Origin of the sequence: Saccharopolyspora flava, assembly GCF_900116135.1 — a bacterium.
Lineage (GTDB): Bacteria > Actinomycetota > Actinomycetes > Mycobacteriales > Pseudonocardiaceae > Saccharopolyspora > Saccharopolyspora flava.
In genome coordinates this window covers 426,783-451,041 of the sequence record NZ_FOZX01000001.1, presented here as the reverse complement: position 1 = coordinate 451,041, position 24,259 = coordinate 426,783, and the positions used below count along the sequence as shown (strand labels likewise).

26 protein-coding genes are annotated in these 24,259 nt (G+C 70.5%); 14 read left to right on the top strand and 12 right to left on the bottom strand.

The window, feature by feature from the left end; all coding sequences use genetic code 11:
- The first annotated feature begins 131 nt into the window (after positions 1–131).
- The 5 genes from BM424_RS01985 to BM424_RS01965 all read left to right on the top strand — a co-directional run bounded on the left by BM424_RS01985 (position 132) and on the right by BM424_RS01965 (position 5,551).
- The gene (locus tag BM424_RS01985; protein WP_245775550.1) at positions 132–1,952 is read left to right on the top strand and encodes a selenium-binding family protein; all 1,821 of its coding nucleotides are present in this window, start codon (positions 132–134) and stop codon (positions 1,950–1,952) included.
- A 126-nt stretch (positions 1,953–2,078) separates the two neighbouring features.
- Positions 2,079–3,710 (top strand): hypothetical protein, encoded by a 1,632-nt coding sequence (locus BM424_RS01980; RefSeq protein WP_093414552.1) that lies wholly within the window; start codon positions 2,079–2,081, stop codon positions 3,708–3,710.
- Between the two features lie 8 nt (positions 3,711–3,718).
- Positions 3,719–4,957, top strand: a complete 1,239-nt coding sequence (locus BM424_RS01975) for a YeeE/YedE family protein (RefSeq protein ID WP_093413236.1) — start codon at positions 3,719–3,721, stop codon at positions 4,955–4,957.
- Positions 4,958–5,003: 46 nt separating this feature from the next.
- Positions 5,004–5,195 (top strand): hypothetical protein, encoded by a 192-nt coding sequence (locus BM424_RS01970; RefSeq protein ID WP_093413234.1) that lies wholly within the window; start codon positions 5,004–5,006, stop codon positions 5,193–5,195.
- Positions 5,196–5,269: 74 nt separating this feature from the next.
- A complete protein-coding gene (locus BM424_RS01965) occupies positions 5,270–5,551 on the top strand; it encodes a hypothetical protein (protein WP_093413233.1) in 282 nt (93 codons plus the stop codon).
- 93 nt (positions 5,552–5,644) lie between these two features.
- On the opposite strand, the gene BM424_RS01960 is transcribed toward BM424_RS01965, so the two are convergent.
- Complete coding sequence (locus BM424_RS01960) at positions 5,645–6,133, bottom strand: VTT domain-containing protein (protein ID WP_245775549.1); 489 nt, start codon at positions 6,131–6,133, stop codon at positions 5,645–5,647.
- Between the two features lie 25 nt (positions 6,134–6,158).
- On the bottom strand, positions 6,159–6,722 hold the full coding sequence (locus BM424_RS01955; RefSeq protein ID WP_093413231.1) for a GNAT family N-acetyltransferase: 564 nt from the start codon (positions 6,720–6,722) through the stop codon (positions 6,159–6,161).
- A gap of 142 nt (positions 6,723–6,864) precedes the next feature.
- Here BM424_RS01955 and BM424_RS01950 point away from each other — a divergent pair, with 142 nt between their 5' ends.
- Positions 6,865–8,088: a winged helix-turn-helix domain-containing protein gene (locus BM424_RS01950; protein WP_093413230.1), complete on the top strand. Its 1,224-nt coding sequence runs from the start codon at positions 6,865–6,867 to the stop codon at positions 8,086–8,088.
- A 225-nt stretch (positions 8,089–8,313) separates the two neighbouring features.
- Here BM424_RS01950 and BM424_RS01945 read toward each other — a convergent pair whose 3' ends face one another.
- Together BM424_RS01945 and BM424_RS01940 are read right to left on the bottom strand one after the other, a co-directional pair.
- Positions 8,314–9,288 (bottom strand): DUF4097 family beta strand repeat-containing protein, encoded by a 975-nt coding sequence (locus BM424_RS01945; RefSeq protein WP_093413228.1) that lies wholly within the window; start codon positions 9,286–9,288, stop codon positions 8,314–8,316.
- A 32-nt stretch (positions 9,289–9,320) separates the two neighbouring features.
- Positions 9,321–9,926 (bottom strand): toxin-antitoxin system HicB family antitoxin, encoded by a 606-nt coding sequence (locus tag BM424_RS01940; protein WP_093413227.1) that lies wholly within the window; start codon positions 9,924–9,926, stop codon positions 9,321–9,323.
- A gap of 135 nt (positions 9,927–10,061) precedes the next feature.
- Here BM424_RS01940 and thyX point away from each other — a divergent pair, with 135 nt between their 5' ends.
- From thyX to BM424_RS01915, 5 genes are all read left to right on the top strand, one after another.
- Positions 10,062–10,814, top strand: a complete 753-nt coding sequence (gene thyX / locus BM424_RS01935; RefSeq protein ID WP_093413225.1) for an FAD-dependent thymidylate synthase — start codon at positions 10,062–10,064, stop codon at positions 10,812–10,814.
- Between the two features lie 91 nt (positions 10,815–10,905).
- Positions 10,906–11,532 (top strand): TIGR03085 family metal-binding protein, encoded by a 627-nt coding sequence (locus BM424_RS01930; protein ID WP_093413224.1) that lies wholly within the window; start codon positions 10,906–10,908, stop codon positions 11,530–11,532.
- Between the two features lie 158 nt (positions 11,533–11,690).
- On the top strand, positions 11,691–12,623 hold the full coding sequence (gene dapA / locus BM424_RS01925; RefSeq protein WP_093413222.1) for a 4-hydroxy-tetrahydrodipicolinate synthase: 933 nt from the start codon (positions 11,691–11,693) through the stop codon (positions 12,621–12,623).
- 43 nt (positions 12,624–12,666) lie between these two features.
- The gene (locus BM424_RS01920; RefSeq protein WP_175547950.1) at positions 12,667–14,355 is read left to right on the top strand and encodes a ribonuclease J; all 1,689 of its coding nucleotides are present in this window, start codon (positions 12,667–12,669) and stop codon (positions 14,353–14,355) included.
- 381 nt (positions 14,356–14,736) lie between these two features.
- Positions 14,737–14,925: a hypothetical protein gene (locus BM424_RS01915; protein WP_093413219.1), complete on the top strand. Its 189-nt coding sequence runs from the start codon at positions 14,737–14,739 to the stop codon at positions 14,923–14,925.
- Between the two features lie 55 nt (positions 14,926–14,980).
- Here the strand turns inward: BM424_RS01915 and BM424_RS01910 are convergent, their stop codons facing one another.
- From BM424_RS01910 to BM424_RS01890, 5 genes are all read right to left on the bottom strand, one after another.
- Positions 14,981–15,805: an ESX secretion-associated protein EspG gene (locus tag BM424_RS01910; protein WP_093413218.1), complete on the bottom strand. Its 825-nt coding sequence runs from the start codon at positions 15,803–15,805 to the stop codon at positions 14,981–14,983.
- Between the two features lie 3 nt (positions 15,806–15,808).
- Positions 15,809–17,002, bottom strand: coding sequence for a hypothetical protein (locus tag BM424_RS01905; protein ID WP_217649604.1), 1,194 nt, complete (start codon positions 17,000–17,002; stop codon positions 15,809–15,811).
- Between the two features lie 30 nt (positions 17,003–17,032).
- The gene (locus BM424_RS01900) at positions 17,033–17,608 is read right to left on the bottom strand and encodes a DUF3558 family protein (protein WP_093413215.1); all 576 of its coding nucleotides are present in this window, start codon (positions 17,606–17,608) and stop codon (positions 17,033–17,035) included.
- 7 nt (positions 17,609–17,615) lie between these two features.
- Complete coding sequence (locus tag BM424_RS01895; RefSeq protein ID WP_093413213.1) at positions 17,616–17,942, bottom strand: hypothetical protein; 327 nt, start codon at positions 17,940–17,942, stop codon at positions 17,616–17,618.
- A 333-nt stretch (positions 17,943–18,275) separates the two neighbouring features.
- Positions 18,276–19,256 (bottom strand): amidohydrolase family protein, encoded by a 981-nt coding sequence (locus BM424_RS01890; protein WP_093413212.1) that lies wholly within the window; start codon positions 19,254–19,256, stop codon positions 18,276–18,278.
- A gap of 69 nt (positions 19,257–19,325) precedes the next feature.
- Between BM424_RS01890 and BM424_RS01885 the strand changes: the two genes are divergently transcribed.
- Entirely contained in the window at positions 19,326–20,204 is an 879-nt protein-coding gene (locus BM424_RS01885; RefSeq protein ID WP_245775548.1) for a LysR family transcriptional regulator, read from the top strand.
- 47 nt (positions 20,205–20,251) lie between these two features.
- Here the strand turns inward: BM424_RS01885 and BM424_RS28675 are convergent, their stop codons facing one another.
- The gene (locus BM424_RS28675; RefSeq protein ID WP_093413210.1) at positions 20,252–20,476 is read right to left on the bottom strand and encodes an HC3 family zinc finger protein; all 225 of its coding nucleotides are present in this window, start codon (positions 20,474–20,476) and stop codon (positions 20,252–20,254) included.
- A 163-nt stretch (positions 20,477–20,639) separates the two neighbouring features.
- Here BM424_RS28675 and BM424_RS01875 point away from each other — a divergent pair, with 163 nt between their 5' ends.
- Both BM424_RS01875 and BM424_RS01870 read left to right on the top strand, forming a co-directional pair.
- The gene (locus BM424_RS01875; RefSeq protein ID WP_093413209.1) at positions 20,640–21,476 is read left to right on the top strand and encodes a helix-turn-helix domain-containing protein; all 837 of its coding nucleotides are present in this window, start codon (positions 20,640–20,642) and stop codon (positions 21,474–21,476) included.
- Positions 21,477–21,494: 18 nt separating this feature from the next.
- Positions 21,495–21,686, top strand: a complete 192-nt coding sequence (locus tag BM424_RS01870) for a DUF397 domain-containing protein (protein ID WP_093413207.1) — start codon at positions 21,495–21,497, stop codon at positions 21,684–21,686.
- Positions 21,687–21,743: 57 nt separating this feature from the next.
- Here the strand turns inward: BM424_RS01870 and BM424_RS01865 are convergent, their stop codons facing one another.
- Together BM424_RS01865 and BM424_RS01860 are read right to left on the bottom strand one after the other, a co-directional pair.
- Positions 21,744–23,318, bottom strand: a complete 1,575-nt coding sequence (locus BM424_RS01865; RefSeq protein WP_093413206.1) for an alpha/beta hydrolase — start codon at positions 23,316–23,318, stop codon at positions 21,744–21,746.
- Between the two features lie 125 nt (positions 23,319–23,443).
- Entirely contained in the window at positions 23,444–24,190 is a 747-nt protein-coding gene (locus BM424_RS01860) for a lysophospholipid acyltransferase family protein (protein ID WP_093414547.1), read from the bottom strand.
- Between the last annotated feature and the right edge of the window lie 69 nt (positions 24,191–24,259).

The window sequence follows — 24,259 nt, the reverse complement described above, 5'->3', positions numbered from 1 at the left end:
CTCGCCGCTGCAAGGCGTTTCTCTCTCCGAGCAGTTCACGACGAAGCTCGCCCGGGAACTCGCGCATTTCCGGACGTGCTGATTCGTCGTGCCCGATTTCGGAATTCTCCACGAAAATGCGGAGCACACACATGAAGAAGAGTCTTCGAAGACTGCCCGTCGCGCTGACCGCGATAGCGCTGGCGCTCGGTGCGGTCACGTTACCGGTGCCGGACGCCTACGCCGATGTCGACGTGTCCACGCAGTCCGTGAAGGGTGCGGACGGCAAGGACTACACCGTCACCAACCACGTCGTGAAGAGCGCGCTGGACAAGTCCACATCGGACGGCAAGCCCAAGGAGTGGCTGGTCGTCTGGGCCGGTGACGAGAACATCGCCGACACCGCGGTGTCCGACGTCCGCAACCTGCCCGGCTCGCTCTCCGGCGGCACCGGCAAGGTCGCCAACGCCCTGCCCGGGCCGGACTTCCTGGCCGTCATCGACGCGACCAAGGGCTCGCCCGGCTACGGCCAGGTCGTCAACACCGTCACCGTCGGACCGCTGGTGGAGAACGAGCCGCACCACATGCAGTACGTGTGGCACAAGGGCAACACCATCTTCGCCGGTGCGCTCTTCGGCGCGGCGACCTACGCGTTCGACGTGACCTCGCTGCCCAACGTCAAGCTCAAGGGCATCAGCCTGCCCACGCAGACGCCCGGCGGATCCGTCCCCGACGCCTACTGGACGCTCAAGGACGGCACCGCCTACGGCACCTACATGGGCGGGCCGGTGGCTCCGGGCCCGTACCGCTACTCGGACGGATCGGTGCACCTGGGCAACGGTTTCGCCGGCAGCCCCGGCGAGGTCGTGCGGTTCGACCAGAACGCCAAGGTGCTCTCCGAATCCCCGGCCGCCACGCCGGGCGGGGACAACCCGAAGCTGTGCGACAACCTGCCGCGGATCGGCACGCCGACCTGCGCCAACCCGCACGGCATTCAGGCCCGCGAGGACCTCAACACGCTGGTCACCGCGGACTACACCGAGCCGCGCAACATCATCCTGGACCCGGTGAAGGCCCCGTCGCCGTACCTGCGGCGGCCCACCCTCCGGACTTGGGACATCGCCGACCGCAACCACCCGAAGCTCAAGTCGGTCTCGTACCTGCCGGACGGCCCGCGCGCCAACCCGAAGGACCCGCTGCACAACGAGAGCCGTGCCGTCATGGAGACCACGGTGACCAACCTGCCGGGCCACAAGGGAGCGTTCGCCGAAACCATGCAGGGCGGTGCGGTGTTCTACACGCCGGACATCACCGCGCCGGAACCCCACTGGCGCCAGGTGTTCGACGACGGCGCCGCGGTCGTGAACTTCGACAAGGCCAACGACCGCAACGGCGGCAGCTCCAACGGCGGCTGGATCCAGACCAGCCCGGACGACCGGTTCCTGTACCGGGCGATCCAGGGCCGGGCCGCGGGCACGTTCGGCAAGGACGACCCGGGCACCACCGGTGGTGTGTACACGCTGGACATCCAGAAGCTGGTCAACGCCGGCGACGACTTCCAGTGCACCATCGACACCATCGAGGAATCCCAGCACGGGGGCGCCGAAGCCGACTGCCCGACGGTGGCAGGCACCGCGCCGATCAACCCGGGCAAGGCCGCGGGCGGTCCGCACTGGGGCGGGTACGACAACTTCGTGCTCGGCCCGGACGGCAAGTACACCGAGACGCAGACGCCCGGTCGGCTCGCCGTGTCGAACTACTTCGTCGCGCGCTCCGGCAACGACGGCGACCACAAGGTCAACATGGTCAACCTCGGCCCGGACGGGAAGGTCTCGGTCGACGACACCTTCCGCGACGAGGTGACCGGTGAGGTCGGCATCAACTTCAACCGGCGGTCCTGGCCGCACGGGGAGTTCGGCAACGCCAAACCTCACTCCGAGCTGTTCGTGGTCTCCGACGGCGATCTGAAGTAGCGACCCGGACCAGGTCGCACGCCGCCACCGGATCTGGACCCAGCGGCGAAACCGGGGTGGCCGCCGTCCCGCGGCGGCCACCCCGCCCCGAACCCCTTGTTCTCGACGAGAGCGGACGTGGAAGACATGCACACCCACACCGGAGTGTCCAGCGTGGACCACCTCGCGCTGGTGCTGCGCGTGCTGCTGCTGGCCGGCACCGCGCTGGTCGCCGGCATCGGCCTGCTGCGCGCCGGCGCCGTGATGCGCCCGTGGACCGCCTGGGTCGCGGGCGTCGGCACCGCCGCGCTGGCCGGGTTGTCCGCCGTAGTCCTCGATATCAACGTCGGCTTCGCGATCACCCACGTGGTGCTCGCCCTCGCCGTGCCCGTCGCGCTGCGCCGGCGCGGCCCCTCCACCTTCCTCGGCTTCGCGCTGGCACTGCTGCTCATCGCCGAAGCCTCGCTCAGCCACACCTCGCTGCCCTTCTTCCTCGACACCGTCTTCGTCGCCGTCGCCGTCGTCTGGTTCGGGCTCGCGCTGGCCAAGACCTGGCGCGACGACAGCGGCCTGCGCCCCCGGCCGACCGCGCTCACCGCCGCGATCGCGCTGGCCGGAGCCGGCATCGGGCAGCTGCTGCTGTCCGGGATCGTCGACCGCAGGCTGTGGACCACCGGCTACGGGATCACCCTGTCCGCGCTGGTCATCGGGGCCGTCGCGGTGCTCGTCGTGACCCTCGCGGTGCGCGACGAGCGGCGCGTCTACCGCTTCGGCGCGATCGGAGTGCTCGCCGTCGTCCTCGCCTGGGCCGCGCTGCCCGGCATCCCCGCGCCGCACGGCCTGCCCGTCCCCGGCGTCGCGCAGCTCGCCCAGGCCGCCGGGACGCCCGTGCTGGTCACCCCGAACCGCACCGGCCGCAACCTGGTGCACTTCCCGGACAGCGCCGGGAGCGGCATCACCGTCGAGCAGGGCGACCGGATCTCCCGCGCCGTGCCGATCCCCGGCGCCACCGGTACCTGGGCCGAGGTCGACCTGCCGCCCGGCGGCAGCGACCTGCTCATCCGGCGCGGCACCGACACCGGCACCGTCGAGGTCGACACCGGCGACCTGCCCGAGCAGCCCGGCGCGACCGACCCCGAGTGCGCGAGCGCGGCCCTCGGCGGCATCACCGCGGGCGCGTCCGGCCCGATCAGCTGCCCGAACACCCGGCTGCTCGACGAGGACGCCGACGCGCTGCGCAAGCAGGTCTCCTACCTCGCCGACCTGAAGGCGCCCTCGATCTCCGTCGTGGGCGACGACACACCCCGCGGCAAGGCCGCGACCGAGGTCGTGCGCGCCGAAGCCGCCCGCCGCGGCCTGCCCATCAGCGACAACCCGGACGGGGCGTTGGTGCTGGTCTCCGGGTGGACCCAGGCGTCCCAGACTCTGGAACGCGTGGGGTACTTGTACGGAATGCACCTCGCGCCGTGGCTGTTGCACGGTCCGGTGGTGAACTCGACCGCCAGTGCGGCGCTGCCGCTGCGGTTCGACCCGCGCGACCGCAGCGCCCTCACCTACGGCATGACCCAAGCCGGCGTCTTCGGCGACCCGCCGTCGCTGTCCGGATACCGGCAGTGGGCCCGTGCCCGAGGCGAGAACCTCACCGGCGAGGTCACCATCTACGCGTCCGCCCAGGTCGACGTCATGCAGATGGGCGGACACCAGCACGGCGGCAACCTCGGCCAGTGGATCCCGGACGGGACGATCGTGGCCGTCTCCGCCCCGATCACGGAGAAGTAGGAGAGCACATGTCTGTTGTGGACGTTGAAAGACCGGCACCGCCGCCGGTGCGCACGGCACCGCCCGCGCAACGCGGAGTCGTCGCGATCGGCATCGCGATCGCCGTCGTGCTCGGGCTGGCCGTGGCCAACGCCGCAGGCTGGAAGATGACCGTGCTCTACGCCGTCGGCCTCGGGCTGGGACTGGTGCTGTTCCACTCCCGATTCGGCTTCACCTCGGCGTGGCGGCAGCTGATCACCGTCGGACAGGGCCGCGCGATCCGGGCCCACATGCTCATGCTCGGCGTCGCCGCCGTGCTGTTCGCGGGCATCCTTGGCAGCGGCTTCTCGCTGTCCGGCACACCCGAAGCGCAGCTCCAGCCCGCCGGGCTCGGCGTCGTCTTCGGCGCGTTCCTGTTCGGCGTCGGCATGCAGGTCGGCGGCTCGTGCGCCTCCGGCACCCTGTTCGCCGTCGGCAGCGGCCAGACCGCGATCATCTTCACCCTCGGCGGGTTCATCGCCGGGTCGGTGTTCACCGCGTTCATCTCGCCGTTCATCAAGACCGTGCAGAACATCGGCCCGAAGGTCTCGCTCGCCGACACCCCGCTCGGCTACGCGGGCGGCGTGCTGTTCACGCTGATCATCATCGGTGTCGTCGTCGGGGTGTCGCTGCTGGTCGAGCGTCGCCGCACGCCACCGCCGATCGAGCAGCCGCCGGTCGCCAAGGGCATCGTGCGCGCCCTGCGCGGCTCGTGGCCGCTGTGGGTCGGAGCCGTGCTGCTGGCCGTGCTCAACGCCGCGACGCTGTTCGTCTCCGGCAACTCCTGGGGCATCACCTCGGCCTTCGGGCTGTGGGGCGCGAAGATCCTCGGCTGGATCGGCATCGACGTCTCCGGCGCCCCGTTCTGGCAGGACCCGGAGAACGCCGCGAAGCTCGCCTCCTCGGTGCTCACCGACCGGATCTCGGTGATGGACTTCGGGATCATGGTCGGCGCCCTGGTCGCCGCCGCGCTGGCCGGTGCGTTCACCCTGCACCGCAAGATCCCCTGGAAGATGGCCGTCGGCGCGGTGCTCGGCGGAATCCTGATGGGCGTCGGCGCGCGGTTCGCCGGTGGCTGCAACATCGGCGCCTACTTCTCCGGCGTGGCCTCGTTCAGCCTGCACGGCTGGTTGTGGGGCGTGATGGCCATCGTCGGCACCTACGCCGGTGTCGCGCTGCGACCGCTGTTCGGACTCGGCAACCCCAAGCCCTCGGACGCCGTCTGCTGATCTTCCACCGGCCGCGGCCGGTGGTGAGGAAGAAGGAGGAACGAACATGTCCACATCCGTCCGCCGTGCCGCCGCCGCGGTGGCCATCGCCGTGAGCACCGCCCTGCTCACGGGTGGCGTCGCCAACGCCGAAGCGATCTGGGTCCTGCCCGGAGTCGACCTCGGTGCCGTGCTCACCCCGACCGTGCAGCTGCCCACGCAGCTGCTGGCCCCGGTCGTCGGCCTGCTCGCCGGCTGACCTGGCAGTACGTCCGAGCCCGCCGCGCGTCCCGCGCAGCGCGCGGCGGGACGGCTCCAACGAAGGGAACCAGCATGAACAACACCGCTTCTCGCGCCCTGACCGCATCGCTCCTGGCCGGAGCGGCCCTGTGCACCACCGCACCGGCGGCCCTGGCGGACCCGGTGGCCGCCCCGGCCCCGGCGGCCGTGGCGCAGGACGGTCCGGCCATCGTCGACGAGCCCGACACCGGCGACCTCAACGACAAGTGGACCTTCGCCCCGGTCGGGGTCCCGGTCTTCGGCCTGATCGACTCGGTCCTGGGAGTGCCGGGCCGGCTCGGCCTGCCCGCGCTGCCGAGCCTGCCGAGCTTCTGATCCCGCCGGGCTTCGAGAGCCTGACGGCGGTTCCAGACGTCCCCTCGTTCCCCACGGCGAGGGGACGTCGCCGTTTCCAGGGCCTGGGCGTGTTCAGATCCAGGGCGTCATCGCCGGGGCCGCCGCGAGGACGCCGAAGCGCGCGAAGCGGCCGACGAAACCGGTGAGCAGGAACGTGGTGACCGGCACCTTCGCCCACCCGGCGACGAACGCCACCGCCGCGAACGGCGGGAGGCTCGCCACCGCGCTGACCAGCAGCACCGCGCCCGCCCAGATCGGGCGGTCGCGGCAGTTCTCCCGGAACGACTCCAGCCACCCGCGCCAGCGGCCCCCGTTCCGGGGCTTGTCGCGCCGGCGGCGCACGATCCCCGGCAACCGGATGCTGCCCCGGGCGGCGTAGTAGTGCAGCAGCTTGCCGCCGATCTGCCCGGTCGCGATGACCAGCGCCAGCACCCACCACGGGATCTCGGGCTCCTTGAGCACCAGCCCGACCGCGAACAGCTCGACGCTGATCAGCGGGAGCAGCGCCGAGGCCACCGACACTCCGAAGGTGGTGGAGAGCAACCCGATGATGGTCAGCACGGTCGGCTCCTGGTGGGGGCAGGCGTCAGTGGTGCTCGAACTCGAAGTCCAGCGGACCGGTCAGGCGCATCTCGCGCAGCGGGCGCCCACCCGCGTCCAACGTGCGCACCGTACCGTCCGGCGCCCAGCCCGCAGCGCGGTAGAACGACAGCGACGCCGAGTCGGACTCCGGCACCCAGGCGATGCCGCGCGTGGCACCGGCCTCGGCGAACCGGCGGCCGAGCGTGCCCAGCAGCCGTCCGGCGTGCCCGCGCCGACCCCAGCGCGGCTCCACCAGCAGGGCGCTGACCAGCACCGTCGTCGACGCGTCGGCGGGCAGCGCGCCGTCGGCCGCGGCGACCTCGGACTCCGGCGCCGGACCCGCGGCGCAGAATCCCACGGTCCAGCGACCCTCGGTCGCCAGCAGCACCGTCGCCGCGCCGGAGGTGACGGCCTCGCGCCACTCCTGCTCGGCCTGCGCGCTGTCGAGCCCGGCCAGCACCGCGGGCGGGAGGATCTCGGCGTAGGCGGTCTGCCACGTCTCGACCTGGATGCGCGCGATCTCGGCGGCGTCGGACGCCACCGCTTCGCGCACGTCGGCTTCTGCCATGCGCGACAACCTAACGCGTCACCCGATCACGCCCGGCACCCAGCCCGTCACCGTCGGGCGGCAACGGGAGAGGGCTGGAACTCCGGTGCTCGTTCGGCCTGTGCTCGTTCCGCTGTCGGGGGCGGCTGGCACGATTCCTCGCGTGCAGACCATCAGCAACGACACGGCACGCCGAATCGCCTTGGCCGCGCAGGGCTTCGCCGACCCCCGGCCGCGAGGCGCGGTCACCCGGCGGCACCTGCAGCGCGCCCTGTCCCGGACCAAGCTGCTGCAGCTGGACTCGGTGAACGTCGCGGTGCGCGCCCACTACATGCCGCTGTTCAGCAGGCTCGGCGCCTACCCGGCCGAACTGGTCGACACCGCCGCGTGGTCGCACACCGCCCGGCAGCCCCGCTTGCTCGTCGAGTACTGGGCGCACGAGGCGTCGCTGATCCCGGTCGAGGACTGGCCGCTGCTGCGGTGGCGGATGCGCGAGCACGGCGGTGCCTGGCGCAAGCGCTCCCGCGAACTGCTGGAGCAGAACCCCGAGCTGGTCAACGACGTCCTCAACGCCGTCAAGGAGCTCGGCCCCATCGGTGCGGGCCGGCTGGAGCGCGAGCTCGGCGGCGGCGAGCGGCAGGGCCGCGGACCGTGGTGGAACCGCACCGACACCAAGCGGGTCTGCGAGCTGCTGTTCGCGATGGGCGAGTTGACCACCGGAACCCGCCGCGGCTTCGAGCGGCTCTACGACCTGCCGGAACGCGTGCTGCCCGCCGAGGTCCTGGCCCGCGAACCCGAGGACGCCGACGCCCTCCGCACCTTGGTGGAGCGGTCGGCCGAGGCGCTGGGCGTGGCCACCGAGACCGATCTGCGCGACTACTACCGGCTGTCGCCGGCGCAGTCGAAGCAGGCGGTCGCCGACCTCATCGAGGGCGGCGTGCTGGAACCCGTCGCCGTGCGCGGATGGCGGCAACCCGCCTACCGGCACACCGCCGCCCGCGTCCCGCGCAAGATCACCGGCCGTGCTCTGCTCTGCCCGTTCGACCCGGTGGTCTGGGAGCGTTCCCGCGCCGAGCGGCTCTTCGGCTTCCGCTACCGCATCGAGATCTACGTCCCGGAACCCCAGCGGCAGTACGGCTACTACGTCTTCCCCTTCCTGCTCGACGGTGAGCTCGTGGGTCGCGTCGACATCAAGGCCGACCGCAACGCGGGAGTGCTCCGGATTCCCGGCGCCTTCCTCGAAACCGGCCACGACGCCACCCGAGTCGCCCCCGAGCTGGCCGCCGCCCTGCGCGAGATGGCGACCTGGCTCGGACTCGACGACGTCGTGGTCGGCGAACGAGGAGACCTCATCCGCCCCCTCAACGCGGAACTGGCTGCGGGGTAGGAGGTAGTTGAGGGATCACCTTGCTTGGCGGTGCGGGTAGCAGAACCTGATCGGCTCCGTGGACTCCGTGCGCCGCTCCTTGAGTATTCGAATACGCGGCGTCCCGGCGTACTCGCCACGAAGCCGATCAGAAATCCCCCAGAGGGGAAGGCACAGCGGTGCCAGTGCCTCAGGTGGCGGAAGAGAATGCGGCTCTGCCGCATTTCTCCACTGCTCCAGGCGGTTTCAGCTCGTCGTGGTGAGGACGGCGTCTCCGCTGCCGGTGCGGCCGAAGAGCCGCAGCGTTGGCTCCGTCTCGGGTGGTTGATCGGACACGTCCAGGTCGCTGCGCGCGGTGCCGGTCGAGGAGGTCAGGTCGACCTCGGCCGCTGTGCCGCGGTGCAGCGACACCTGCAGCTCGCCGGAGCCGGTGATCAGCTCGACCTGCCCGTCGACGGCGTCGGCCACGGTGATGTCACCGCTGCCGGTGCGCACCAGCACGTCGCCGGCCACCTCGCCGAGCCAGATGTTGCCGGAGCCGCTGCCCACCGAGGACGCCGCCGCGAGGGAGGCGACCTCGATGTCACCGCGCCCGGAGCGCACGTGCGCACCGCCGCGCATGGTGCCCAGCCGCAGGTGGCCGGAGCTGCTGCGCACGGTGGCCTTGTCGGTGGCCTCCTCGACCGCGACGGCGCCCGACCCGGCCTGCACGTTGACCTTCCCGGCCGCGCCCGTCAGCGACACCTCGGCGCCACCGCTCTGCACGCTCACCTCCGAGCCCACCGGCGCGGTCACTCGCACCGCCAGCGGCACCCCGCGCAGCGGTGCCGTGGACGGAGCGCGGACGACCAGTCGGCCGCCGCTCAGGTCGATCCGGGTGCGGCGCACCGCCTCGACGAGGGGTTCTCGTGGCAGGGAGCCCAGGTCGACCCCGCGCCCGCCGCCGGGGATGTTCGCGCCGAACTGCTCGCTGACCCAGGTCAACAGGCCGGACAGCCCGTTCTGCCAGTCCTGCCCGGTTGACGACGGGTCGTGCCGGACGTCGACGTGCGTCACCGCCGTGTCGGTCAGCTCGACCACGACCGAGCCCCGGTTGGTGCCGATGTCGATGCGCAGCGGGCCGTCGGTGTCGAAGTCCTGACTGCGCAGCAGGTCGGTCAGCTCTTCCTCGGCCTCGGACCACTCCTGGTCCAGGTCCGGTTCCTCGTTGTTGTCGGTCATCTCAAGTCGCCTCTCCACCATGCGGGTCTCCGTCAGCCCTGCACCCAGCCGTGGATGCGGGAGCCGCCGCCCTCGCCGCCGGGCCACCCGCCGAAGCCGGGCCCGTCCCAGGGACCGCGTCCGTGGCCCGGGCGTCCGTGCCCGCCGTGTCCGTGCCCACCGCGCCCGCGTCGCGGGCGGTCCCACGGCCCGCCGCGGCCGCGTCCCTGCAGCGCACCCTGCACCGCCTGCGCGACGAAGGTGTTCAGCGAGACGCCCTGGGCGGACGCGGCCTGCTCGGCCTGGGACTTGATCTCCTCCATCAACCGCAGCGTGATGCGGCTGATGTCGCCGTTGTCGCCGCTGGGCGGCGGGGGAGGTGGTGGCTCGCTCTCGTGCTCGGTGGACGGCGGCGTGCCGCCACCGCTGACGACGACGCGCAGGTCGCGGCCGTCCAGTCGCAGGTCGACGACCTGCCCGTCGAGATTCGTCGTGACCTCAGCGGCGAGGTCGGACAGTGCGTTCATGATCGCCAGCCGTGCGGCCGGCTCGATCGCGCCGGACAGCACCGCCGCGGTCTGCCGCGTCTGGTCGTCGCCTGCGGCAGCGGCGGAGGTGAGGTCTTCGCGAAGCTGGTCGATGTACGGGTTCAGATCCATGACGCCACTATGCCGTCATCTGTGACGTCACGCAACGACACGATGGTGTCAACCGGCGTCAGCGGATCGCGTCGCGGCCGATGGCTACGCTGCCGGGCAGGGGAGTCGTGAGAGCAGGAAAGGGGCGCGCCCGTCGTGACCGAGATCGTGCGGCCGAAGGTGCAGCTGGTCGGCAAGACCGAGTTCTTCCCGCCGGAGGACGTGGACTGGTCCACCGACGCCGACGGAGGCCAGGCGCTGGCCGAGTTCGCCGGACGCGCGTGCTACCAGTCGTGGCACAAGCCGAACCCGGCGACGGCCACCAACGACGGCTACATCAAGCACATCCTGGAGGTCGGCCACCTGTCGGTGCTGGAGCACGGATCGGTGTCGTTCTACCTGACCGGGATGTCCCGCTCGCTGACCCACGAGCTGATCCGCCACCGGCACTTCTCCTACTCGCAGCTCTCGCAGCGCTACGTCCCGGAGCGCGACGCCGCGATGGTCGAGCCGGACGTGATCGCCGAGGACCCGGAGCTGCACGAGAAGTTCCTGCGGGCCACCGAGGCCAGCGCGCAGGCCTACGCCGAGCTGCTGGCCGCGCTGGAGGACAAGTTCGCCGACGAGCCGACGATGACGCTGCGCCGCAAGCAGGCCCGGCAGGCGGCCCGCTCGGTGCTGCCCAACGCCACCGAGACCCGCATCGTGGTCACCGGCAACTACCGCGCCTGGCGGCACTTCGTGGCGATGCGCGCCTCCGAGCACGCCGACGTGGAGATCCGGGCGCTGGCGGTGGAATGCCTCAAGCAGCTGCAGAAGGCCGCGCCGAACGTGTTCAGCGACTTCGAGATCACCACCCTCAAGGACGGCACCGAGGTCGCCTCCAGCCCGCTGGTCACCGAGGGCTGAACGCCGAAGCGTGGGCGAACTCCGGGTGCCGTTTCCGTCTCGATCCGCGAGGCGGCGGACGCCGGGCGTGATCGGCGTTTAGAGTGGGCCCATGGGTGTCGCCAGCGATGAACGCCAGCTGTTGTGCGAGCTGTTCGAGCGAGTCGGCCCGGACGCGCCGACGCTCTGCGAGGGGTGGGCGACCCGGGATCTCGCGGTGCACCTGGTGGTGCGCGAACGCCGCCCGGACGCCCTCGCGGGCAAGCTGATCAAGGCGCTGGCCGAGCGCGGCGACCGCGCCGAGCAGGAACTGCGCGAGCTGGCCTGGCCCGAGCTGGTCGACCAGGTGCGGCAGGGGCCGCCGAAGTGGAACCCGATGAGCATCGGCGGGGTCGACGAGACCGTCAACGCCGCCGAGTTCTTCGTGCACCACGAGGACGTCCGCCGCGCCCGGCCCGACTGGCAGCCGCGCCCGTCCGACGAGGCCCGCGACGAGGTCCTGTGGAAGTCGCTGAGCCGGGTCGCGCGGATGTTCTACGGCCGCAGCCCGGTGGGCGTGGTGCTGCGCCGCACCGACGGCACCGAGATCCAGGCCAAGCGCGGCCCGCGCACGGTCCGCGTCGTCGGCGACACCGCCGAGCTGCTGCTCTACGCCTTCGGCCGCAGTGAAGCGAAGGTCACCTTCGAGGGCAACGAGGCCGACGTCATGGCCATGCAGGACCTGCGCCGCTCGTTCTAGGCGAACCCCTAGCCGGAGCTGAAGAACTGCTCGTCAGGGCCCTGGAAAACCGAAAGAAACACGCTCGTTCCAGCCCGTCGGAATCACCTTTCCGGCGGGCTCGGTTCAGCCCGGTCCGGCTGTCTCCGGCGGGCGTCTGACCGGGTAGCGTCAGGGCCATGACCGACTGCCCCACCGCCATTCCGGGCCGCCCGTTCGGCCGCGTCCTGACCGCCATGGTCACGCCGTTCGACGAGGACGGGAAGGTCGACCTGAAAGTGGCGCAGGAGCTCGCCGCGTACCTGGTCGACAACGTCGGGAACGACGGGCTGGTCGTCAACGGCACCACCGGTGAGAGCCCGACCACGACCGATCAGGAGAAGGAGCAGCTGCTCCGCGCCGTGGTCGAGGCCGTGGGCGACCGGGCGACCGTCGTCGCCGGTGCCGGCACGAACAACACCGAGCACTCCGTGGAGCTGGCGCGCTCCGCGGAGAAGGCCGGTGCGCACGGCCTGCTGGTCGTGACCCCCTACTACTCCCGGCCGCCGCAGGAAGGCCTCTACCAGCACTTCTGGACGGTCGCCGACGCCACCGGGCTGCCGGTGATGCTCTACGACATCCCGCCGCGCAGCGTCGTGCCGATTCAGGTCGACACCCTCAAGCGGCTCGCCGAGCACCCGCAGATCGTGGCGGTGAAGGACTCCAAGCACGACCTGTGGGCCGGCAGCGAGGCGATGAACGACGCCGGGCTGGCCTACTACTCGGGCGAGGACCCGCTGAACCTGCCGTGGCTGTCGGTGGGTGCGGTCGGCTTCGTCAGCGTGATCGGCCACGTGGTCGGCGACCGGCTCCGCAAGATGCTCGACTCCTACGAATCCGGTGACGTGGCAGGCGCTCTGGAGGTCCACAAGGGACTCCTGCCGGTGTACCGGTCGATGAACTTCGTCGGCGGCGTCATCTTCGCCAAGACGGCGCTGCGGCTGTGCGGCTACGAGACCGGGCAGCCGCGACTGCCGCTGCCGGCCGCCACGGAGGAGCAGGTTCGTCTGATCACGAGCGACCTGTGGGATGCTGGCCTGGTATTGGTCAACCCGGACGCAGCACAGAGGTGACACAGCGTTGAGCGCACAGGCGACAGCCACCGAGCACCACCCGGTGACGCCGACTTCGTCGGCACCACCACGCCCGTTGGCCGAAGGTGGTCTCAGGGTCGTCGCGCTCGGCGGCATCGGCGAGGTCGGCCGCAACATGACGGTCTTCGAGTACGAGGGCCGGCTGCTGATCGTCGACTGCGGCGTGCTGTTCCCGGAGGACGACCAGCCGGGCGTCGATCTGATCCTGCCGGACTTCGGCGCGATCGAGGACCGGCTGGACGACATCGACGCCCTGGTGCTCACGCACGGTCACGAGGACCACATCGGCGCCGTGCCGTTCCTGCTGCGGCTGCGCCCGGACCTGCCGGTGGTCGGCTCGAAGTTCACCCTCGCGCTGCTGGCGGCCAAGTGCCGCGAGCACCGGTTGAACCCGGAGCTGATCGAGGTCGCCGAGGGGCAGCGCAGCACGCACGGCTCCTTCGACCTGGAGTTCTTCGCGGTCAACCACTCGATCCCGGACGCGCTGGCGGTCGCCATCCGCACGCCCGCCGGGGTCGTGCTGCACACCGGTGACATCAAGCTCGACCAGCTGCCGCTGGACAGCCGGCTGACCGACCTGGCCGGGTTCTCCCGCCTCGGCGACGAGGGCGTGGACCTGTTCCTGGTCGACTCCACCAACGCCGAGGTGCCCGGTTTCGTCACGCCGGAGCGCGAGATCGGCCCGGTGCTGGACCGGGTGATCGGCAAGGCGACGCAGCGGGTCATCGTGGCCTGCTTCGCCAGCCACGTGCACCGCGTGCAGCAGGTGCTCGAGGTCGCCGAGGCGCACGGTCGCAAGGTCTGCTTCGTGGGCCGGTCGATGGTGCGCAACATGGGCATCGCCGCCGAGCTGGGCATGCTCAACGTGCCGGACGGGCTGCTGGTGGACCTCGACCAGGCGCTGGAGATGCCCGAGGAGGAGGTCGCGTTCGTCTCGACGGGCTCGCAGGGCGAGCCGCTGTCGGCGCTGTCGCGGATGGCGCGGGGCGAGCACAAGCAGATCGGCATCCGCGCCGGTGACACGGTGGTGCTGGCCAGCTCGCTGATCCCGGGCAACGAGACCGCGGTGTTCGGCGTGGTCAACGGCCTGGTCCGGCTGGGCGCCCAGGTGGTGCACCAGGGCCACGCGAAGGTGCACGTGTCCGGGCACGCCTCGGCCGGTGAGCTGCTGTACCTGTACAACGCGGTGCGCCCGAGCAACGTGATGCCGGTGCACGGCGAGTGGCGTCACCTGCGCGCCAACGCCGAGCTGGCCCGGTTGACCGGGGTGCCCGCGGACCGCGTGGTCATCGCCGAGGACGGCGTGGTGGTCGACATGGTCGACGGCATCGCGAGCATCGCGGGCCGCGTCGAGGTCGGTCACGTCTACGTCGACGGCCTGTCGGTGGGCGACGTGGGCGAGTCGACGCTGTCGGACCGGTTGGTGCTGGGCGAGGGCGGTTTCATCTCGATCACGGTCGCGGTGGACGTGACGAACGGGCGCGCGGTGTCGCCGCCGACGATCTCCGGCCGGGGTTTCTCCGACGACCCGAAGGCGCTCGACGACGTGGTGCCGCTGGTGGAGATGGAGCTGGCGCGCACCGAGGCCGAGGGCATGACCGACACGCACCGGATCGCGCAGTCGGTGCGCCGCGTGGTGGGCCGCTGGGTGGCCGAGAAGTACCGCAGGCGCCCGATGATCGTGCCGAACGTGCTTCCCGTCGGATCCTGATCTTTCGCCGGAACGGGGTGGCTCGGAAATCCTTCCGGGCCACCCCGTTCGCGTTCTCGCATCACCGCGGGTGACCGCCTGACCAGGGGCGCGAAGATCCGCCTCCGTCCCTCCTGTGGATCACCCGTGACCCGGTCGTGCCGATCGGTCTCGAGGAATGCCCGATTTTCCTGTGCACCCTCGGTGTTTTCGAACACCTCACGAGTGGACCGCGTGCCACTTTGGAATGACCCACCGCGCTCCTCGCCTGGTCCGCTGCCACGGTGAATCTCGCCGGTTCGAGCTACTTCGTTCCGCTGGAAAAACCACTCGCATGATTGGGGTCTGAAGGTGCGTACTTCCGCTCGAGTTCTCGGCGCTGCCGCTGCTGCCACGGCGCTCATGGCGATCGGTGGCCCGGCGTTCGCCGACAGCACGGACAACGATGGGCTGAACCTGCTGAACGACAACAACGCGAGCGTGTTGCCGGTTCAGCTGTGCGGCAACAACGCCGCGGTACTGGGGATCACGGCGCCCATCGCGTCCCCGCAGGACAGCACCTGCGTCAACGCGCCGATCACGGACGGCTGATCCGCTGCGCAGGAGGGCCGGTCCCCGGGGTGGGACCGGCCCTCCTCCGCGTTCGTCAGACCCGCGCGGCGGGGTGGGTGAGCAGCCGGATCATCTCGGTGATGGTGCCGATGAGCTTGCGGGAGTCGGCCGGTGCCAGCGTGTACCAGTCCTGGCCGTCCCGGCCGGGTTTGCGCTGCGCCAGGTAGCAGCCGGCTTCGGTGGCGAAGAACTGCACGTTGAACGGCAGCGACCGGGTGCGCCGGACCTGCTGGTCGTAGGCCCGCACGGTGATGAGGCCTTCGAGGCTGCGCTTGGCGGTCAGCGCCCGCATCAGCGTCGCGCCCTGCGCCCCGCGCACTCCCGCGTACCCGAGGGCCGCGGACAGGGTCCGCGTCGAGTCGCCCATCCGCTTGATGACCTGCTCCAGGTGCGCGTAGGGCAGCGACACCGAGCCGTCCTCGGCGGCGGTGATCTTGCCGAGGAGGTTGACGGCGTTGCCCGCCGGGCCGCCGTGCTCGTGCCGTTTGACGCGGATTTCCCGCAGGTCGTCGGGGCTTTCGCCGTCGGCCTGGTAGGCCTGGATCGTGCTGCGGCCGTACTCGGCGAGCACCGCGTTGAAGTCCTCGCCGTCCCGCGCGTGGACCGCGACGCCGACCGCCAGCGGCGGCCGGGCGAGCAAGTGCACGGCGTCCTCGACGAACGGGTGCAGTTCGTCGCCGTCGAACAGGCCCTGCTGGATGAGCTGGCGCCGGCCGAGCTCGGCCGCCTCGCGGCGGTCGGACTCGGTGGCGTCCGGCGGCAGCCAGCCCACCCGCAGCAGCGGGTGGAGTTGCAGGTCGAATCGGGTGCAGAGGTAGTTCGCCGCGGCGGGAGGCAAGCTCAGTTCACGCCTGGCCACGAATCACCGGCCCGCGTCGGCGTCACCGAAGACGGCGGGGGCGGTGCGCTGCATGTCGTTGGTGAACACGTCGTCCTGCTCCACCAACCAGCCCGGGCGCTGGTGCTCCTGCTCGTCGTCCTCGCCCTGCTTGCCGCGACCGGCCCCGGCACCGGGAGCCCCGGCCTGACCGGGACGACCGGATCCGGCTGCACCGGCGGTGTTTCCGGTGCTGGAGGCACCGAGACCGGCCCGGCCTCCGGCACCGCGACCCACCGGCGCACCCGCGCCTTCGCCGCTGCGACGACCACTCGGGCCGCCGTTGGGGGAGGGGGCCCACCGGCCGTTGTAGGGGTTCTGCCGCTCCCACGCCCCGGTCTGCGGGTTCTGCCGGAACAGCGTCCCGTCGGGACCGCGCACGACCCCCGGCGGCAGCCCGGGACCGGACGGCGCCGGAGTCGCCCACGACGGGTTCGAGGCGGCGGGCGGAGTCGAGGGCGCGTGCACCGCAGGCGCGGCGGCCGGAGCCGAAGCCCACGCCGAGGAGGTGCTCGCCGGAGCGGAGTACCCGCCACCGGAGTACGCCGAACCACCGTCACCGGCGGCGGAATAGGTGCTCGCGGTCGGGTAGGAGGACGCGGGCGGAGCGGCCGGCGGCGGCTGGTCGGCGGGCTGGAACTCGGGCAGCCGCGCGATCACGCCCTCGGTCTGCTGGCTGTAGCGCTCCATGACCTGGTTGGCCTGCTGGTTGGTGTCCACGTAGGCCTGCTGGCGCTCTTCGTAGTCCGACATCCACCCGGTGATCGGGTTCGAGTCGAGACCCCAGTCCTCGACCCACCCCTTCTGCGGAGGATCCAGGATCGCCCCCTGCCCACTCGGCAACGGATCGTCCTGCCGAGGCAAAGCCTGAAAAGCCTCCCGCTGGTAGGAATCTTGTTCTTCCAGCGCGGCTTTCACGTCGCGGGATGTTTGGGCGGCACTCTCGGCGAGCGGTTTGATCTCGGCGATCGACGTGCGCGCGGCATCCGCAGCGGCACCGGTGTGAGCGGCCTCGGCGGCTCCCAAGGCGGCTTCGATGTCGCGAGCGACCTGGTCGAAGGCAGCGGCGACGTCGTCCCACGCCTTCACGCCCTTGCCAGTCGGCGGCGGAAGACTTTCGGCCTCAGCCGAACCGCCCATCTGCTTGCGGTATTCCTTGGCGCTACTGGCGTAGCACATCTCAAGCATCTTCGTCGTCCCCAGAACTCGTTACTTGGCTGCGGGCCAGGACGGAACCGAGCCCTCAAGAGCTTTTTGAGAGGTGGCGCAGGGATCCGTGATGTTGACCTGCGTGGTGAACGCGTGGACGACCTGGCCGTCCTTGGTTCCCAGGAACAGCGAACATGCGCCGCTCTGCTTGGGATCAGCGTCGTTCGCGCGCACGGCGGGGTGTCCGGCGATGGTCAATTCCTGGAAGTCCGGGTATTGCGACCTGCTGTCGTAGTAGGTCGTGATCGACCGGTCCGTCAGAGCGCTGAGCCGGAAGGTGTCCTTGCCGTCCGCGGAGTGCCAGGAGCACGCGGGCTCGGAGTCGCCGATCTTCGGGCCATCGTCCATCTGGCCGTTGGGCGCGAGACCAGCGGATGCGGCGACGTCGGCCGGGACGAGGCTGCACAGATCGGCTGAGGCGACGTCCTTGGGGTTGCTGATCTGCGGGCCCGCCGGCTGCGGCTGGGGCTGAGGAGTACCGGCGCCGCCGCCGGAGCAGGCGGTCATGGCAGCCATCAGCACGGCTCCGGCGGCAACCACGCCGCCACGGTTGAACGAGCTCATCTTTGCGGTCACGCCCCGATCATGCCTCTCGCCGAACGCGGTTCACGCTGTCAGCGGCGATGTCGTCATTCCGCTCGTACTCGTCGAGAACCGCCTGGTAGGCGCTGATCTTCTCATCGAGCTTCGCGCGGAGTTGAGCCGTGATCATGGACAACGAGCCGCTCTCGGCGGTCGCACGGTCCTGGATGGCTTTGCGCGCCCGGCCGGTGTAGGTGTCGTCGGCGGTCAGCTCGCCCGGCTTCACTTCGCGGGCCTGCGCGAGCAAGCTGTCGACGTCGTTCTTGATCCCTTTGAGCTGCGAAATCGCTCCTCGCAGTCCCGCAGGATCGACTACGAACCCGGCCACGGCGGTGTTCCCCCTACTTCAGGCTGACGTCTGGCTTCCGGTCCATCTTCGGTGATCACCGGTGTTGATCACAGCGTTTTGGACCGGCGCACATTATGAACGCGATCACCCTACTGAGCGACCACTTTCACCCAACCCGTCACCTGGATGTCGCAACACCCCCATCACCCGACCGGGAACCCCGCACCTCCACCACCAGCAACAACGCCGGTCACCCGATCGAATACCGCAGTTTTCGGCGGGTCGAATACCGCAGTATTCGACCCGCCGAAAACCGGAGTATTCGACCGCGGTTGGCGTGTCGTGGGGAGAGGGGCCCGCGTCGGGTGGGGGTTAGTTCAGGCCGAGGAGGGTGTCGGCGTTCTGGTGGGCGATCTTGGCCTGGTCGGCTTCGGAGAGGTGCGAGTCGGTCAGGAACGACACCGCGCCTTCGTTGCCGAGCATCGGGAAGTCGACCGCGTGGATGATCCGGTCCGCGCCGACCGTGTCCACGCAGTACCGCAACTGGGCCTGGTTGAACATGCCGCTGGGCGTGATGAACACGTTCTCGCGGAAGTACTCGCGAAAACTCCTGTCCAGCCCGGTCATCCGCGGCGGCATGGACGCGTCGAGCCGGTCCAGGTAGAAGGGGACGAACTCGCCCCAGTGCCCCAGCACGAACCGCAGCCGCGGGTACCGGTCGAGGACGCCCGCGAGCACCAGGTGCAGGAAGTGCACGGCGGTCTCCTGGTGCCAGCCCCAGCCGAAGAGCCGGAAGGCCGAGGACACGGCGGGGGAGAGCCCGTCGTAGTCGGTGTTGCTCGCCGGCGGCGGGGCCGGGTGCAGGTAGATCGGCACGTCGTGGTCGTGGGCCGCGCGCAGGATCGGGTCGAACCGCGGATCGTCGAGGAACAGCCCGTCGGTCCGGCCCATGATCATGGTGCCGACGAAGCCGAGCTCGTCGACGCAGCGGCGCAGCTCCTCGCCCGCGACGTCGGGGACCGCGGTGGGCAGGGTCGCGAACGCGGCGAAGCGGTCGGGGTGCTCGCGGACGGCCCGGGCTACGGCGTCGTTGGCGGCGCGGGTGGCGTCGGGGGCGACGTCGGCGGGCAGGAACATGTTCAGGCAGGACAGCACCTGCGTGGTGATGCCGTGGCGGTCCATGTCGGCGAGCCGCGCCTCACCGAGGTCGGGCAGCAGGTGCAGGCGTTCGGTGTGGGGGAGTCCTTCCTGGAACGCGGCTTCGTGACCGCGCGGAACGGCGCCGACGGTGTCGGAGATCGCGGCGGAGATCGCGGGGTGCGTCCAGTGCTCCTCGAGCGTGACGATGCGCATGCCTCCACCCTGCTCGGCCCGTGCCATCGGTTCCAACACTTGTTTCTGATGGAGCCATCGGTTGCACTGATGGGTGTGGAGTTGCGGCACCTGCGGTACTTCGTCGCCGTGGCCGAGGAGGGCGGGTTCAGCCGCGCGGCCCGGCGGCTGCACATCGTGCAGCCCACGCTGAGCATGCAGATCCGCGATCTGGAGGACGAGATCGGCGGGCCGCTGTTCGAGCGGGGTGCCCGTCGCACGACGCTCACCCCGGCCGGCCGGGCGCTGCTCGGCGAAGCGCGCCAGGTGCTGGCGCAGGCGGAGCGCGCTCAGGAGTCGGCCCGGCTGGCGGTGCAGGGCAAGACCGGGCGGGTGCGGATCGGCGTGGCCGGTGCCGCCGTGCTCGGCGGACTCGTGACCAGCAGGATTCGGGCGTTCTGCGCGCAGCGCCCGCAGGTGCGCATCGACCTGTGCGAGCGAGGGCCGGGCGAGCAGCGCGACGCCATCCTGGCGGGCGAGCTCGACGTCGGGTGCAGCGCGCTCCCGGCCCCGTCGGACGAGCAACGTCTGACCTCGGTCTTGGCCGGTTCGGTCTCGTTCCTGGCCGCGCTCCCGCTGGGGCACGCCCTGGCCGAGCACGACGTGCTCACGGCGTCCCAGATCGCGGGCCACGAGATGATCGAGTACGGCGTCAGCGACCCGCAGGATCGGTCCTTCGACCCGCTCCGCCGCTTCGTCCGCTCGAACTGGCCCGCCTCCGCGCGCTACCGCGCTGACAGCACGTTGAGCGTTCTCGCGCTGGTCGCGGCCGGTGTGGGGCTCGCCGTCGTCCCGGCGGGCGTGCATCTGGCCGCGGTCCCCGACGTCACCTACCGCCCTCTCGACGAACCCGACCTCTCCGTCGACTTCCACCTCCTGCACCGCATCGAAGAACCCGACCCGGCTGTCGCCGCCTTCCTCGCCGCGTGACGGACGAAAACCCGCCTCCCGCAAATGGAACTCATGGTCGTGGGGAGTTACGTCCGGCGGTCGGCGATCCGGTGCCAGCAGGTCATGCAGGTGGGTTCGGTGATCCACTCGATCTCGGTGGGAGTGCGCTGGACGAGGTGGGCTTCGACTTCGGAGCCGCAGTGGGTGGTGACCGTTGAGGTCGGGTCGGCCTCTTTCGCCTCGGTGTGGAACGCGTGACGTCCCGTTCCTATCGGGCGCCAGAACCAGTTCACCTGCGTGAATGCGCTCATCCCTGCTCCTCGTCCGTCGTCGCTGAGATTGACTTGCGTCAATGTTGGCGTGACGGGAGGGTTCGTGCCATTGCACGATCGGGCTACTTTGGACAGTGCGGTGGCGCTGTAAGGTCCAGCGGCGACAGCGGTGTTGTGCCCGGTGCGAAGAGGAAAAGGCGAGATGAACGCGAACGCGCGGCGTCGGCAGGTCGGTGCCTGGCTGGCCAAGCTCCGGCATGCGAAGGGCATGACGCTCCAGCAGGCGGCCGACGAGCTCAACTGCTCGGACTCGCGGGTGCGGCACTGGGAAGCCGGTCGGAGCGCGCCGAAGAAGGCCGATCTGGCGAAGCTCCTCGACGTGTACGAGGCGCCCGATGACGTGCGTCAGATCCTCCAGCAGACCCGCAGTGACTCCTCCAAGCAGGGCTGGTGGGACAGCTACCGGCTGCCGGACTGGTTCGCGCCCTACGTGTCCTTCGAGAGCGCCGCCAGCGAAGCGCGGAACTTCCAAGTGGCTCTGATCCCAGGTCTTCTGCAGACTCGGGACTACGCGTACGAGATCCATCGAGCGGGCCGCTATGTCACTGATCCGCGTGACATCAACAAGCGGGTCGACGGTCGCATCGAGCGTCAGCGCCGTCTGACGGAAGAACCCGTGCTCCAGTATCGCGCGGTGATCGCGGAAGAAGCGCTGCAGAGGCAGGTCGGCGGACCCGATGTGATGCGGGAGCAGATCGAGCAGCTCATCGAGCTCAGTCATCTGCCGAACGTGATTCTCCAGGTGTTGCCGCTGACGGTGGGAGCCCACGCAAGCCCGGCGGGTGGCTTCACGGTTCTCTCCTTCGACTCGCCGCACCACCAGGACGTGGGTTTCAGCGATACGCCGTTGGGTGGGCACGTCATCGAGGAGGACGATGACGTCGCGGCGCTGCGGTATTTGTTCGACGAGATCCGAGCTCTGTCGATGTCCGCGCCGGATACGGTGAAAGTACTGCAGAAAATCCTGACGCAGTACTAATACCGAGGAGGTCGGGACGTGTTCGATCTGTCCGGCGCGGAGTGGCGGAAGTCCAGCAGATCGGCCAGCGGTGGTGAGTGCGTCGAAGTCGCGTTGAACCTTCGGGATGTGACCGCGATCCGGGACTCGAAGGATCCCGGTGGGGCGGCGTTGGTGGTGCGGGATGAGGCTTGGCGGGAGTTCTTATCCCGTGTCAAAGCTGGTTTCTGACCGCGTGAGAACGGGCCGGGCTCCCCCGGGGGAGCCCGGCCCGTTCTCGTCGTCGTGTCAGCGGTGGTGGGTCTGCAGGGCTTCCTGCAGGACCGCGGGTTGGCCGTGGGTGGCCTGGGTGCCGACCTGGTCCGGGGTCGGCTGCGGGAGCGGTTCGCACGTGGTGTCCGGACCGTCGCCGTCCTGGCGGGGCGGGAGGGCGCCCGTGAGGAGGTAGTCGGCGATCTTGTCGTCCTCGCAGGCGTTCCCGCTCAGCGAGCCCGAGTGGGTGGTGCCGCCGGGCAGGCTGATGAGGCTGGCGTTCGGGAAGCGCTTGCGCGCTTCGAGGGCGCCCGGGAACGGGGTGGCCGCGTCCAGCTCCTCGCTGATGAGCAGGGCGCTGTCGACCTTGCCGCCGTCGACCTCGACGGGCTTGCCGGCCTTGGCGGGCCAGGTCAGGCACGGGGCGTTGTACCAGGCGTTGCCCCAGGTCTCGAAGGGTGCCTTCTCGTGCGTGGCCCAGTTGTCGCGGCGCCACTGCTCCCAGTCGGTCGGCCACTGCACGTCGGTGCACTGGACGCCGGTGTAGACCGCGTAGCCGTTGTCGTCTCCCGGCGTGTTGGTGTCGTCGTAGAGCGCCTTGGCCGGGGCGAAGTCGCCGTTGTTGACCCAGGCGGCGAACGCCTGCGCGCGTTCCGGCCACACCGACGTCGAGTACCCGGCCTGCAGGAACAGGTCCGTCCACTCCGCCGAGCCGATCACGCCGCCCGCCGGTTGCGCGTCGAGCTTGGCGAGCTGGTCGTAGTACTGCTTCTCCACGGCGTCCGCCGTGGTGCCCAGGTGGTAGGTGGCGTCGTTGCGGGCCACCCAGTCGAAGAAGATCTTGATGTTGCGGTCGAAGGCCACGTCCTGGTTCAGGTTCGCCTGGTACCAGACGTCGTCGACGTTGACCACGCCGTCCATCACCAGCCGCCGCATCCGCTCCGGGTGCAGGGTGCCGTAGACCTGCCCGAGGTAGGTGCCGTAGGAGAAGCCGTAGTAGTTGATCTGCTCCTGGCCCAGGGCCTTGCGGATGCTCTCCATGTCCTCGACCGAGTCGGTGGTCTTGAGGTGGTCGAGCAGCTTGCCCGCGTTGCCGCAGGCCTTCGCGTAGCCCTCGGCGCGGTCCAGCCAGGTCTTCTCCAGCTCGGGGTCGGGCACGTAGTGCGGCCGGTCGTAGCCGAAGTAGTTCGGATCGCAGGACAGCGCCGGTTCGCTGCTGCCGACGCCGCGCGGGTCGAAGCCGATCCAGTCGTAGGCGGCACCGGCGTTCTTGGGCACGTAGGAGCCGAGCACGCTCAGGTTCAGCCCGGAACCACCGGGCCCGCCCGGGTTGACCAGCATGACCCCTTGGTACTGGTCCTCGGGCACGGTGTGCTTGACGCGCGAGACGGCGAGCTTGACCTGCTCGCCCGCCGGGTCGGCGTAGTCCAGCGGGACCGAGACCGCGCCGCACTCGGCACCGGCCTTCTGCAGCGTCTCGCTCTCGCACGGGCCCCACTGGATCGGGGCCGGGGTGAATTCGGGTGCTGGTGCGGCCGACGCCGAGCCGACCGTCGGCGATAAGCCGATCAGCAGCCCGAGCGCCAGCGCGGTGGTGGCGGCTTTTCTCACGATCGTCCTCGTCTGTCCGGGTTTTCGCCGGTGATGGCGATGCAGTGTGGACAGTTAACGAGGCCGGACGAGATCGTGACGCGGGATTGGCGAGAAATGGTCGCGGCGAGCGCGTTTCGGTTCGGTTACCTGCTCAGCCAGGGGGAGGGCTTGTCGCTGACCGGGCGCGTGGGGTCCGCGTGCAGCGGGGCGTCGGGCTCGTCGACGCGCAGCCGCACCAGGCCCTCGGTGATCGCGCGCATGATGCGGTCGCGGGCACGCGCGGCGTCGCCGACCCGGTCGGCCGACAGGTCCGAGAGGTCCACCGGAGTGCCGAAGTGGACCCGCATCGTCGGCCTGCGCACGATCGCCCGCAGCCACGACGAGAACAGGATCCACAGGTCGCGGGCGCTCTCCACGCGCACCATGCCGTAGCACATGGCCTCGTGCGCACCCCACTGGCTGATCGGGACGACCTTCGCGCCCGCCGCCAGCGCCATCCGGGCCACGCCGGTCTTGCCGCGCTCGGGCCACATGTTCGGCTCCAGCGTGATCCGCCCCTCCGGGTAGACCAGAACCGGGTTCGGGTCCTCGGCGAGCGCCGCGACGACCTTGTCCAGCGCCTCGGCCGCCGTCGCCTTGCCGCGATCGGCGCGCACGTGCCGTCCCGCGCGCATGATCGAACCGAGCACCGGCGCGTCGAACAGGCCGCCCGTCGCGACGAAGCGCGGCGCGATCCGCCGATGCCGGCACGCGGCGATGAGCACCAGCGGATCCAGGTTGCCGATGTGGTTGGCCGCCATCAGCACCGGCCGTCCCCGCAGGTCATCCGGCACGTCGCCGGTGACGACGAGGCGTCCGGTCAGCGCGATCACCGCGCGGTCCACGCGCATCAGCGCGCGCCACAACCGCGGGGTGGCGCGGAACAGGTTCTCGCGATCGCTCCGGTGTGTCGGCTCCGG

Bases quoted from the DNA above. Each gene is read 5' to 3' on its own strand.
- BM424_RS01905 (WP_217649604.1), bottom strand. From the start codon at position 17,002: ATGTGCTACGCCAGTAGCGCCAAGGAATACCGCAAGCAGATGGGCGGT.
- dapA (WP_093413222.1), top strand. From the start codon at position 11,691: ATGACCGACTGCCCCACCGCCATTCCGGGCCGCCCGTTCGGCCGCGTC.
- BM424_RS01860 (WP_093414547.1), bottom strand. From the start codon at position 24,190: ATGCGCGTGGACCGCGCGGTGATCGCGCTGACCGGACGCCTCGTCGTC.
- BM424_RS01930 (WP_093413224.1), top strand. From the start codon at position 10,906: ATGGGTGTCGCCAGCGATGAACGCCAGCTGTTGTGCGAGCTGTTCGAG.
- BM424_RS01890 (WP_093413212.1), bottom strand. From the start codon at position 19,256: ATGCGCATCGTCACGCTCGAGGAGCACTGGACGCACCCCGCGATCTCC.
- BM424_RS01945 (WP_093413228.1), bottom strand. From the start codon at position 9,288: ATGACCGACAACAACGAGGAACCGGACCTGGACCAGGAGTGGTCCGAG.
- BM424_RS01985 (WP_245775550.1), top strand. From the start codon at position 132: ATGAAGAAGAGTCTTCGAAGACTGCCCGTCGCGCTGACCGCGATAGCG.
- BM424_RS01940 (WP_093413227.1), bottom strand. From the start codon at position 9,926: ATGGATCTGAACCCGTACATCGACCAGCTTCGCGAAGACCTCACCTCC.
- BM424_RS28675 (WP_093413210.1), bottom strand. From the start codon at position 20,476: ATGAGCGCATTCACGCAGGTGAACTGGTTCTGGCGCCCGATAGGAACG.
- BM424_RS01975 (WP_093413236.1), top strand. From the start codon at position 3,719: ATGTCTGTTGTGGACGTTGAAAGACCGGCACCGCCGCCGGTGCGCACG.
- BM424_RS01965 (WP_093413233.1), top strand. From the start codon at position 5,270: ATGAACAACACCGCTTCTCGCGCCCTGACCGCATCGCTCCTGGCCGGA.
- BM424_RS01970 (WP_093413234.1), top strand. From the start codon at position 5,004: ATGTCCACATCCGTCCGCCGTGCCGCCGCCGCGGTGGCCATCGCCGTG.
- BM424_RS01885 (WP_245775548.1), top strand. From the start codon at position 19,326: ATGGGTGTGGAGTTGCGGCACCTGCGGTACTTCGTCGCCGTGGCCGAG.
- BM424_RS01955 (WP_093413231.1), bottom strand. From the start codon at position 6,722: ATGGCAGAAGCCGACGTGCGCGAAGCGGTGGCGTCCGACGCCGCCGAG.
- BM424_RS01980 (WP_093414552.1), top strand. From the start codon at position 2,079: ATGCACACCCACACCGGAGTGTCCAGCGTGGACCACCTCGCGCTGGTG.
- BM424_RS01875 (WP_093413209.1), top strand. From the start codon at position 20,640: ATGAACGCGAACGCGCGGCGTCGGCAGGTCGGTGCCTGGCTGGCCAAG.
- BM424_RS01915 (WP_093413219.1), top strand. From the start codon at position 14,737: ATGGCGATCGGTGGCCCGGCGTTCGCCGACAGCACGGACAACGATGGG.